Source organism: Nostoc sp. ChiVER01 (assembly GCF_034531155.1).
GTDB lineage: Bacteria > Cyanobacteriota > Cyanobacteriia > Cyanobacteriales > Nostocaceae > Nostoc.
Window position 1 is genome coordinate 177,480 of the sequence record NZ_JAVRBS010000013.1, and the last position, 12,148, is coordinate 189,627.

Below are 12,148 nucleotides of genomic sequence, written 5' to 3' on the forward strand. Positions count from 1 at the left end.
TTTTATCCCGACTGAAGTTGAAGGTTAAGTATATTAATTGTTTGATTTTGGCAACTTGATGATTGATTAGTTAACTTTTTGGGGCGATAAGCTTTGGCTTATCCCTTTTTGTTTAAGGAAGATAACTTAATCCGCCGACTTTCGCGTGACAATGGTACTAAAACTGGTGCTTGACTTTGAGGATTGCTTTCTTTAAAGCCTTCCACTATCTTAGAAATTTGTGCAATTGTTGGTGCTTCAAATACGCTACGCAAGGGTAACTCAACACCCAAGGTATCGCGCACTTTAGAGACAAGCTGAGTTGCTAATAATGAATGACCGCCTAATTTAAAGAAATTGTCATAAATTCCTACACGCTTAAGTCCTAAAACTTCAGCAAAAATTTTTATCACTACTTGTTCTACAGGAGTTCGAGGTGCAATGTAATTTTCAGATAATTGGGGCTGAATTGTATCATCATAGAATGCTTTTAAGGCGCGGCGATTGACTTTACCATTAGCTGTTAGAGGTAAAAACTCTAATATTACAAAAGCTGATGGAATCATGTACTCAGGCAGTTTTTGTGATGTGTAAGTCTGCAACTGTGGCACTAATTTACGCGCAGCTTTGGCTTGTAAGGGATTATTGGCGTAAGATTGCCAGGAATGAGAGTAAGTCGTGCTATGTGAAAAAATAGTTCTGTTACCTATTTTATCTTGCCGTACAAAAACCACATCATAGCGCCCTTCACTACTGGGATGTGACCAAGTAATATCAACTTTGTAATTTATATCTAGTGTATAAAAATCTTCTGGTTCTATTCCTATGTTTTCGAGTTCTTGCAAAGCTTTACGCATTTGACCTACAGTTTTAAAATCTTCTACATCTGATAGCCATTCTGATGTTTTAACTGCTGCCATGACCCGCGCATTAGGTACATTATTAATACATAATATTTCTGGTTTAGTTTCAATTAATAATTGACGTAGTGCTGACACTGTTAAATTCTCTTCAGACCAGTTTAGAGATGAATCATTTCTAATATTATTAATAGTTTTATCACCAATATGTAGAATCACATTGTACCGAAATTGAGTTAATTCATTGCGATTGCGTCCCCGCAGCAGTTGAATTTGTACATTGCTAATCTGAGGAAAGCATTGCTTTATTGCACTAAAAAAAGCTGGATCAATTACCAATTCTGTCTCTTGGAAAATTTGCATTTGAACCCGTTGCTGTAACTCAGAACGGCTAAGGGAAGATTCAGCTTGCTCCAGTTGCACTGATGCATGAAAAGCTTGCAAAAGTGGCAAACTACGCACATCTCCTATGAAGATAAAGCCACCTGGAGCAGTTGCTCTCACAGCACCTTCTAATACACGAATTAGATAATCAATAGTAGGAAAATATTGTACAACTGAGTTCAGAATTACTGTATCAAAAGCTGCTGTTTCTATTTTCTCGAAGTCAGTAGCCATTTGCTGATGCAGTGTTACCTGCGGCATTTCTTGTTTTTCTAACTGCTGCTGAATGTAGTTAAGTGAAACTGGAGAAAAGTCTGTTCCCCAATATTTAGTGCAGTGAGGTGCAATTCTAAACAGAATTAAACCTGTTCCACAACCAATTTCTAATACTCGTTTGGGTTGCAAAGTCAAAATTTGCGCTACTTGGTTATTTACCCACTGACGCATCTGCTCTGGTGGAATCGGCTGATTTGTATAACTACTGTTCCAACCGATAAAATTGGATGTTGGATCTGAATCAGCAGCAGGCTGATTATAAGTTTCGTCATAGAGCATCTGCCATTGCAAAACCTGCTCATTCTGCAATTGCATTAATTCAACATTCTCTTGCTCACTGCTGTATTCAGCTTTTGCTACCAGATAAGCTACTAGGCGTTTTTCCTTTTCATGTTCACGACTTATTACTACAGTTTGCTGTACTGCTGGATGTTGACTTAGCACTGCTTCAATTTCGCCTAACTCAATGCGGTAGCCACGGATTTTTACTTGCTCGTCGAGGCGAGCTAAAAACTCAATGTTACCATCTACTCGATAACGGACTAAATCACCTGTTTTATAAAGTTGTGCTTTTAACTTATTAGTAAAACTATGATAAATAAAGCATTCCGCAGTTAAATCAGGACGGTTTAAATAACCTCGTGCCAATCCATCACCACTTATATATAATTCTCCTGGCACACCAATGGGTACTGGTTGTAAATATTTATCTAGGATGTAAACTTGGGTGTTAGCGATCGCACTCCCAATTGCAGGTGCTAAATTATCTTTATTCTTAACAGAAATATGACCACAAGTTGTAACAACGGTGTTCTCTGTGGGCCCATAATTATTAAATACTTGGAAGGAGTGGGAAGCTAAAGGATATTGATTTAGTTTGTCTCCACCTGTAAGCAATATTCGTAAAGCAGCATCTTTAGGAAAATCTAATAATAAGAACTTTTCTGCTATAGGTGTTGGTAAGAAGGAAATTGTAATTTTTTGCGATATTAACCAATCTCGGAGATATTCAGGCGATCGCCTAATTTCATCATCTACAATATAAATACTTGCTCCAGCACTAAGGTAAGGCCAAATTTCCCAACCACTAGCGTCAAAAGCAACCCCGGCTATCTGCGTTACTCGGTCAATAGGTGAAACTGCAAAGGCTTTTTGATGCCAAAAAACCAGATTTAATAATCCTCTATGTTCAATTTGTACGCCTTTAGGTTTTCCTGTTGAGCCAGAGGTATATATGACATAAGCAAGGTTGTTTGCTGCAATTTCACTAGGGAGATTCTCTTCAATTTCTTGAGCAATAATTTTGCACTTATCTAAACAGATTATATTTGAATCATAGTTTTTCAAACGTTCAAGGCATCGCTCATGAGTTAATAAAACTGAAACTTTAGCATCTTCAAGCATAAAGTTTAAACGTTCAGATGGATAGCTTGGATCTAGAGGCACATAAGCTCCACCTGCTTTCAGGATGCCTAACATCCCAATTACCATATCTAAAGATCGTTCTACACAAAGCCCGACTAAAACTTCGGTTTTAACTCCTAATTTTTTTAGATAATGTGCAAGCTGGTTACTACGGATATTTAACTCTTTGTAGCTGAGTTTATCATCGCCAAATACTAGTGCAATTTCATCAGGATTCTGTTGGGCAACCTTCTCAAATAACTGATGTATACATTTATCTTGTGGATAATCTAATTGAGTATTATTCCATTCAATTAATAAATTATGTTGCTCAGATTGACTTAAAAGCGATAATTGTGCAATTCGTTGTTCTGGATTTGCAATTATACTCTCCAGTAATGTTTGGAAATGTCCTAACATTCTGGTGATAGTAGCGTTATCAAATAAATCAGTACTGTAAATTACAAAGCCACTAATTCCTTCTGCACTATCTACCCATAAACCATTTTGAGTATTTGGCTCCCACAGATGGAACTCCAAATCAAAGCGTGTTGTTTCTGTATCAAATGCTAGTGGACTTAAAGTTAAACCAGTTAACTCTAATGCTGATATAGGAGCGTTTTGCAGGGCAAACACCACTTGAAATAGCGGATTTTGATTCAAGTTACGCTCTGGATGCAGTTCCTCTACAAGTTTTTCAAAAGGTAAATCTTGATGAGCATAAGCCCCTAAAGCTACCTCTTTAACTCGATTCAATAATTCTCGAAAAGTTGGGTTTCCTGATAAATGAGTACGCAGTACTAAGCTATTGACAAAAAAACCAATTAATCCCTCAATTTCACTACGATTGCGATTGGCAATAGGTGAACCGATCGCAATATCTTCTTGTTGTGTATAGCGGTAAAGTAAAACTTTAAATGCTGCTAGTAAGGTTATAAATAAAGTTACCCCTTCTTGCTGTCCGAGAGCTAAAAGTGCTTCGCTCAAACTTTTTGATAATTGTAGAGGTTGCCTTGCACCTTGATAAGTTTGAATAGCTAGCTTTGGTCTGTCGGTTGGCAGATTTAATATAGAAATACCGTTTAATTGCTTTTGCCAGTAAGCAAGTTGCTTTTCTAATACTTCCCCCTGTAACCATTGACGTTGCCAGTATGCAAAGTCTGCATATTGAATTGTAAGTTTCGGCAAAGGAGAGGGCTGATTGCTAGTAAAGGCTGTGTAGAGTGCTGCTATCTCTTGAATTAGCACTCCAATAGACCAACCATCGGATACAATGTGGTGCATATTTAGCAGCAGGATGTATTCTGTCTCATCCAACCACAGCAGTTTTACTTGCAGCAACGAATCTGTTGATAAATTAAAAGGGCGTTGAGCTTCTTGATTAGTGAATTGTCGTGCTTGTATTTCTCGTTCGGCTTGTGGCAGTTGCCGTAAATCTATTATTGGTAAAGTAATAATTAACGTCGGATTAATTATCTGAACTGGTTGCCCTGACTGGATGACAAAATTGGTGCGTAAAGCTTCGTGTCGTCGCACAATTTCGTTAAAAGTTTGTTCTAGTGCGACTTTATTTAGCGAACCTGTTAAATGTAATGCTACTGGAATGTTATAGAAAGGATTATTAGGGATTAATTGATCGAGAAACCACAGCCGTTGTTGAGCAAAGGAGAGGGAAAGATTTGCAGAACGCGAAATAGGTACAAGAGGTCTAAAGCTATGGTTATGAGTACGATTAGTTGCTTTTAAAAATTCAATAATTTCTGCTTTATGTTCTTGAATTTCTGCACGCAATTCTACTGTAAGAATTCCTTCAGGTGCGTTACAACGGAACTTTTCACCATCAAGAAAAATTTGAATATCTAAGCTGCGAAGATAAGATAATAGCTCAACTGTATTCAAAATTAAACCCCTGCGGAACAGTTGTTATTTAATAAAAAGTTGGAGGCAGAAACAACATTATTTGTAAATAATTATTTTTGCCACTTTACGCTGTTTATCAACTAACCCAGCATTTTTATCACACTTACAACATTGTATAAATCATTCTTGGGAGTGAAAGTTGAACGATTCTAAGCTAATCGTCATTCATTTTTCCAGACTGACTCGCTCGTGGTAAGGGCTTCAACCCTGGATTTATGCAACTTAAATGCTCATTAGCTTAACTATGGTATGAAGCTAAAAGCAGTTAACGGTATTATGCCAAGCGACAATTAAGCGTAGGCGTTCCGCTTTAACGTTTCGGTGTTTCGCGTAGTCTGTAGCAGCTTCTCCTTTCCCTGCAAGAACTTCCGCTTTAACGTTTCGGTGTTTCGCGCAGTCTGTAGCAGCTTCCGCTTTCTCTGCAAGAACTTCCGCTTTAACGTTTTGGTGTTTCGCGTAGTCTGTAGCAGCTTCCGCTTTCCCTGCAAGAACTTCTGCTTTAACGTTTCGGTGTTTCGCGCAGTCTGTAGCAACTTCCGCTTTCCCTGCAAGAACTTCTGCTCTCTGCCCTCTGCCTCCTGCCTTCTTGATTTAAGCTACATTTATTAATACCTTTTGATTAGATCCAAAGTAAAGGTCGCTCAATTCTTCCAAAAAAACATCGGTCTGCGATTCTGGGTTACGGAAGTAGGCATGAATGGGAAGGAGTTCAGCACGAGGGCTAGCTTCCGGTGAAGACGAAATCTGCTCTAGCAAAGTCAGGTAGTTTTCAGCAGTAGATTCCCAAGTGTAATTCTTTAGCACGCGTTGTTGACCAGCTTGGGCAAAATACTCCCACTCCTGAGCATCACATAGCAACCGCTCCAACCCCCGTGCAATATCAGCAGGATCTTCTGGGTCAACGAGTACGCCATATTCCTCATCTCCCTGCTGCAAGCTCTCGCTAGGGCCACCATTCTTAGTTGCTACCACTGGCAAACCTGCAACTGCTGCTTCTAAAGGAGCAAGCCCAAAAGGTTCGTAAACTGCTGTCAGCGCAAATACTGAGCGGCGTTTAACCAAAAACCGATAAGCTGCTGCCAGCGACTCTTGAGACTGATTTGACAAGCCAAAGGCACTCACCTTGCCCCACAAATCGTTTTCTTTCACCACTTTCCGAATGGGGGCTAATACCTCTTCAGTCATGCCGTCACTAGCTTCCTCTTGCAAAGGATTGTCCAGTCCTCCTGTAATTAGCATCAAGTTAGCTCGTTCCTGAAGTGTTGGACTCATTGCAAAGGCTTGCACTAGCCCCAATATGTTTTTTTTAAGCTCTAATCGACTGGATGCTACAATAACGGGCAAATCTCGACGGTTTTCTGCAATGTCCCGTGCCAATCGCTCTTGAATGAACTCTTGGGTAGCTTCCTCATTTTCGGAACGAGCCTTTGCACCGAAAATTGAGAAATCTGCTCCCGGTGGAATTACTGTAAAGCGATTGTCGTCGTTTACATCCACTGCACCACTATAGACTCGATGAGAATACTGTTCAAAGCGTTCTTGTCGTGTACTAGTGATATTAATGGCCGAGCGATTCATGCTCAGGCGTTCGGCTAAAATGCGATATCTGAAATTAAATTGCTCATCTATTTCCGTGAGATTTTCTGATGTGACTTCTAGTTTGTCCATCTTTTGAGCGCCGAGAGAATGAGCAGTAAAGGTAAAAGGTATACCTGTCTCCTCTTGAATTAGAACGCCACAAAGTCCTCCATCACCGTAGTGAGCAGTCATACCATCGGGTAAGCCACCTTGCTCTTGATAAAATTTCAAGATGTTAGGTACCCAATCAGCGACCAGATGAGGCCATAGCAACTCTTTAGGGAGAAATTCTTTTGGCCCAGCTGGTAAGCGAATAATGCGGACGTTATCGATCCCTGGATAAGTGTCAATCACTTCGGCAAACTCTGGCCACTCTGGGTCAATAATTTGACGGGTGAGAATATCAACTTTATGACCCATTTGAGCTATAGCTATGGCGAGTTGCTTAACGTAGATCAGCTGACCCCCAAAATCTGGGTGTTTCGTTATATGACTATTATTTGAATCAAAATTGCCTTGAGGATTGAGAAATCCAATATGCATAGCCCACTTCCTAATACAGGTTGATTTCTAGTACCCGTGTTTTGCTTTGCTCCACGCTCTTGGAAAGAGCTTGCTTTCCCTGCTCCCTTCCCCTCTGCCTCTTCGGTGAGCTTGTTAAAAACTCCCGAGGTTGAAAAACGCAGGCAGTAAGGCTGTATATAAATGCCATCAACAACTAAGTCAAAGGGTTTTTATTGATTCCCTTTAACTTAAACCCAGCCAGTTCGCGTATTTTCCTAATGTTTAAGTTAATCGCTACTGCGGCTGGCGCATATATACCCGATGACATAAATAGCATGGTAACTTTCAAGAAACAAGGCAGGAGGCGAGTAGCAAGTGGTACGCCGTCGGCTGTGCTGCTCTTAAAAAATACTAATACCATTTCTTTGTGAGGCTGCGCCAAATTCTCTTGGCTTCCTTCCTTCTTTCTTTGTGTCCTTTGCGACGGCAGTCGCTCATGGGGGAGACCCCCAAGACCGCGCTGCCTTCCCTTTGCGGTTCGTTCAAAGAGTGGGCAATCATTGAACCACTATTGCCGCAGAAAAAGCAAACCAGACCACCAAAGTGGACAAAGCGACAAATCTTAGATGGTATCTTCTATCAACTCAAGAATGGGAATCTTCCAATTAGGCGTATAACCAGAAGTAACTTGGCTATACATTTGTAAGACCGATGCAGAAATACGTCCTGAGAGTTTTGCGATCGCCCATAGCGCTCTTGTAAAATCATTTTCAATTGTTGAGAATTCGCAAGAGAAAAAAGTTTATGGCAGATATGTCCGGTCAAGACCCCTCGGAAATCCCAGTGGCAACGGTTGATGAAGAACGAAAAGGCGCAACTTTCAGCGGTACGGTCATCCTTGGTATAGATCCTGAGGGTGGGGCAGTCGTTTTCTTTAGAGACTTTTTAATTGAAGATTATAAAGGCGAACTTACCGCAAATCTTGCAACAGATGGCAATATAAAGAAAAGCATTGATTTAGGCGAACTCGATCATAAAAGCCCCAGTTTTAGGCTGCCAATTCCGCTCTTAACGGATACATTACCCTACAATACAGTCGTGTTGAGCGACAAAAAAAGCAAGAAAAAAATCCTGACGATCAATCTATAAAATTTGTAACTTAGCTCGTAGTTCAGCCAAATTCGATTGCCCTCCTGTATAGATCTCAAATCGGTTCTATAAAGTCGGCTTTGCCAATGGGGGGCATTTAACCAATCATTTTAAGCGGCTGCTTGGAGTCACGCCTAAGGTTGTTCGAGAAAAATAGCTGAAATCTGTAAAAAAAGCAAAAACTTGTAAGACTAGATAAGAATGCGATCGCTACTGTATAAATCAGGATGCACTGCAAGTGTAATGAATAAACCTGCGTCCTAGCAAAGCTATCTTGAAAAGTTGTTCTTGGGGGAGATCCTGACGATCAGACTTTTCGTTTCTAAGGAGAGATGTTTTTATGGCAACAAAATTTACTGGCGGTTGTCTATGCGGCTCTGTCCGCTACGAATGTTTAGCCGAACCCATTACAATGGGGAATTGCCACTGTCGTGATTGTCAACGGGCCACAGGAGCTGCCTATGCATCTGGGCTTCTTGTACCGCAAAGTGCAGTCACCGTCACCGGAGATATTAAATACTATAACGTAATTGGTGATAGCGGAAGCGTTGTTGGTCGAGGCTTTTGCCCAAACTGCGGTTCCCGATTATTTAGCAAGCCCCCCATCCCTGAGCTTATGGGCATTATGGCAGGGAGTCTTGATGACCCAAGCTGGTTTCAACCCGCGATGGATATTTACACAGCCAGTGCCCAGCCGTGGAATTACATGAACCCAAACCTGCCCAAGTTCGCTAAGATGCCACCTATGCAGTAGCAATAGAATGCGTTATACCAATTCGCAATGACGCTCCTACGTCGCTAACGTCTTCTAACTGAAGGGTTTTTCCTTAAAATTCCACTTCTTCTCGTTCTTTTCCTGTAGTTGTAGTCTTATCCACACCTTTTGCTGCCCAACACATTGTATCAACGTACTTAGCAAGTTGTTCAATAGTTGGTGCTTCAAACAAATTGCGTACAGTTACATCTATTTGAAAGGTATCTCGGATTCGGGAAATTAACTGAGTCGCTAGTAGAGAATGACCGCCTAATTCAAAGAAATTATCATGAACGCCTATCTGCTCTTTTCCCAAGACTTTAGCCCAAATTTCTCCAAGCAACTCTTCAACTTGCGATCGTGGTGCTACATAATCATATCTATCGAAAGTTACTATATCTGTTTTAGGTAAAGCACGACGGTCTACTTTGCCATTCGGTGTTAATGGTATTGATTCCATGACCAGATATGCTATTGGCACCATGTATTCTGGTAACTTTTCTTTTAAATACTTACGTAATACAGATGCTAAATCTGATATTTCTACTACATTAACAACAATATAAGCCACCAAATACTTATTATCAGGTATGTCCTCGTCAGCAATTACTACTGCTTCTTTCACTGCTGGATGTTCACTCAAAACCGCTTCAATCTCTGATAATTCAATACGGAAGCCACGAATTTTTACTTGATTGTCAATCCGTCCTAAAAATTCAATATTTCCATCTGGTAAATATCGGGCTAAATCACCCGTTTTATAAAGTCGTGTTTTTGAATTATTACTAAAATGATTTGTGAAGAAGTGTTCAGCAGTTAATTCCGTATGATTGAGATATTCTCGTGCCAAACCATCACCGCCAATATATAATTCTCCAATAATACCAATGGGCAAAGGTTGTAAATGCGAATCTAATATATAAATTTGTGTATTAGCGATCGGGCAACCAATAGGAATAAATGTATCTAATTCTGCTAATTCTTCGATATGATAATAAGATGAAAATGTTGTATTTTCTGTAGGCCCATATACATGAATTAAATGCTTTGGCACACCATGTTGGAAAATTCTTTTAACCCATCTTATATTAACAGCCTCGCCACCAAACAGTAAATATCGCAATGAAGCAAAAGCTTGGGAAACCTCTCTGGCAATCTGTTGAAATAAAGCTGTTGTCAAAAACAAGACACTAATTTCTTTTTGTTGTAGCTGTAATGCGAATTCATGAGACGAAAGCATTACATCTTTACTAATACCCACAAGTTGAGCACCGTTAAGTAACGCTCCCCAAATCTCGAATGTTGCTGCATCAAAAGAAGTGTTTGAGACTTGGGCAATTTTATCTGATGGTGACAATTTTATATAATTTGTATTGCACACTAGCCGATTTACAGCTTTGTGAGTTATGGCTACTCCCTTAGGTTTTCCTGTAGAGCCGGAAGTATAAATAACATAAGCTAAATTATTAGATGTAACGTTACTTTTAACGCTATGGTTATTTTCTTGAGTAATAATCTTCCAGTCTTTATCTATGCAAACAATTAGATTTAAAAAGCATTCAAAAGACTTGAGTAACTTTTCTTGTGTTAGCAATACTGAAACCTGTGCATCTTCCAGCATGAACTTTAGGCGTTCTTCAGGATAACTGGGATCTAAAGGAAGATATGCTCCTCCTGCTTTCAGAATGCCTAATAAGCCAACTATCATTTCTATAGACTGGGAAATGCAAATACCTATTAGCTTTTCTGAACCAACCCCAGTTTTTTGTAAGTATTGTGCTAGCTGATTGCTGCGATTATTCAACTCTTGATAAGTGAGTTGCTCGTTACCAAAGATTACTGCTATAGAATTAGGATGATGCTGTACTTGTTCTTCAAACAACCGATGGATACACTTATCATGAGGAAAATTTGTGTTAGTATTATTCCAATCTACTAATAGCTGATGTAGCTCTGCTTCACTTAATAGTGGTAAATTTGCAATTCGTTGTTTTGGATTGGCAAGAATACTTGACAACAGAGTTTTAAAATGTTCCAGCATCCGACTGATAGTAGCTTTATCAAACAAATCAGTGTTGTAAACTATTACGCCACGGAGTCCTTCAGAGTACTTCCAGTTTGCACCCCATAAGCTCCTAAAATCATCAGAACACTTCCATAAGTGTAGTTCTAAATCAAAGCGCGTTTTTTTTAAATCAATATTCATAAAGCTAGGCATTAATCCAGGTAGCTTTAGTGCTGACATTGGTGCATTCTGTAAACTAAACACTACTTGGAATAACGGATGATGGCTCAAGTTGCGCTCTGGATGCAGTTCTTCAACAAGCTTATCAAATGGTAAATCTTGCTGGCTATAAGCCCCTAATGTTACCTCTCGGACTCTGCCTAAAATTTCTCGAAAACTTGGGTTTCCAGCTAAATTACTGCGTAGTACTAAACTATTGACAAAAAAACCAATTAGACTTTCAATTTCGCTACGATTACGGTTAGCAATTGGCGAACCTACCGCAATATCTTCTTGATGTGTGTAGCGATAGAGCAAAGTTTTAAATGCTGCCAGCAGCATCATAAAAAAGGTTACACCTTCTTGGTGCGAAAGCTTTTCTAATGCATCAGTTAGCTTTTTTGGTAACTCAAAAAATTGTGTTGCTCCTTCATAGCTTTGTATAGCTGGCCTTGGTTTGTCCGTAGGCAAATGCAGCATAGAAATACCATTTAATTGCTGCTGCCAATAAGTTAACTGCGTTTGCAGTACTTCTCCTTGTAACCATTCACGCTGCCAGTGAGCAAAGTCGGCGTATTGAAGAGGCAATTCTAATAGAGGAGAAGGCTGGTTTTGTGCAAAAGCAGTGTACAGTATTCCCAGCTCCCGAATCAGCACCCCAATAGACCAATCATCGCAGATAATGTGGTGCATATTCAGTAATAGAATATGTTCCGTCTTGGAAAGCACAAGCAACTTCACTCGCAGCAATGGCCCGGAGGATAAATCAAAGGGATGTTCTATCTCTGCGTTAATAATGCTGTTTACTTCAACTTCTCTTTCATCATCTGGCAGTAGCTGGAGGTCTAATACAGAAATAGGTATTGTTAAGCTGGGCGCAATTGCCTGTAGAGGTTGCCCATCCAACACTATAAATGTAGTGCGTAAGCTTTCATGGCGATGTACAATTTCGTTAAAAGTCTGCTCTAGTGCCGTTAAGTTAAGTGAACCTGTTAAGCGAATTACTGTCGGCACATTATAAATAGTATTGTTAGGGATCAACTGGTCAAGGAACCATAACCGTTGTTGGGCAAAAGATACTGGAAAGACAAAGACCTCTTCAGAAAACATATTGAT

Annotated in this window: 7 protein-coding genes; 3 read left to right on the forward strand and 4 right to left on the reverse strand. The window is 39.9% G+C overall.

What is annotated here, in order from left to right:
- Nucleotides 1–98 precede the first annotated feature (98 nt).
- The 3 genes from RMY00_RS18640 to RMY00_RS18650 all read right to left on the reverse strand — a co-directional run bounded on the left by RMY00_RS18640 (nt 99) and on the right by RMY00_RS18650 (nt 7,347).
- Nucleotides 99–4,802: a non-ribosomal peptide synthetase gene (locus RMY00_RS18640; protein WP_322648955.1), complete on the reverse strand. Its 4,704-nt coding sequence runs from the start codon at nt 4,800–4,802 to the stop codon at nt 99–101.
- Nucleotides 4,803–5,414: 612 nt separating this feature from the next.
- Entirely contained in the window at nt 5,415–6,944 is a 1,530-nt protein-coding gene (locus tag RMY00_RS18645) for a glycosyltransferase (protein WP_322648956.1), read from the reverse strand.
- A 175-nt stretch (nt 6,945–7,119) separates the two neighbouring features.
- A complete protein-coding gene (locus tag RMY00_RS18650) occupies nt 7,120–7,347 on the reverse strand; it encodes a hypothetical protein (RefSeq protein ID WP_322648957.1) in 228 nt (75 codons plus the stop codon).
- A 54-nt stretch (nt 7,348–7,401) separates the two neighbouring features.
- Between RMY00_RS18650 and RMY00_RS18655 the strand changes: the two genes are divergently transcribed.
- The 3 genes from RMY00_RS18655 (at nt 7,402) to RMY00_RS18665 (ending at nt 8,808) form a co-directional block, all read left to right on the forward strand.
- Nucleotides 7,402–7,611 carry a transposase gene (locus tag RMY00_RS18655; protein WP_322648958.1) on the forward strand — a complete coding sequence of 70 codons (210 nt, stop codon included), beginning with the start codon at nt 7,402–7,404 and terminating at the stop codon, nt 7,609–7,611.
- 98 nt (nt 7,612–7,709) lie between these two features.
- Entirely contained in the window at nt 7,710–8,054 is a 345-nt protein-coding gene (locus RMY00_RS18660; protein WP_322648959.1) for a hypothetical protein, read from the forward strand.
- A 340-nt stretch (nt 8,055–8,394) separates the two neighbouring features.
- A complete protein-coding gene (locus RMY00_RS18665; protein WP_322648960.1) occupies nt 8,395–8,808 on the forward strand; it encodes a GFA family protein in 414 nt (137 codons plus the stop codon).
- Between the two features lie 73 nt (nt 8,809–8,881).
- On the opposite strand, the gene RMY00_RS18670 is transcribed toward RMY00_RS18665, so the two are convergent.
- A complete protein-coding gene (locus RMY00_RS18670) occupies nt 8,882–12,142 on the reverse strand; it encodes an amino acid adenylation domain-containing protein (protein ID WP_322648961.1) in 3,261 nt (1,086 codons plus the stop codon).
- Between the last annotated feature and the right edge of the window lie 6 nt (nt 12,143–12,148).

Coding starts and splice junctions, on each gene's coding strand:
- RMY00_RS18645 (WP_322648956.1), bottom strand. CDS start 6,944: ATGCATATTGGATTTCTCAATCCTCAAGGCAATTTTGATTCAAATAAT.
- RMY00_RS18665 (WP_322648960.1), top strand. CDS start 8,395: ATGGCAACAAAATTTACTGGCGGTTGTCTATGCGGCTCTGTCCGCTAC.
- RMY00_RS18655 (WP_322648958.1), top strand. CDS start 7,402: ATGGGGGAGACCCCCAAGACCGCGCTGCCTTCCCTTTGCGGTTCGTTC.
- RMY00_RS18660 (WP_322648959.1), top strand. CDS start 7,710: ATGGCAGATATGTCCGGTCAAGACCCCTCGGAAATCCCAGTGGCAACG.
- RMY00_RS18670 (WP_322648961.1), bottom strand. CDS start 12,142: ATGTTTTCTGAAGAGGTCTTTGTCTTTCCAGTATCTTTTGCCCAACAA.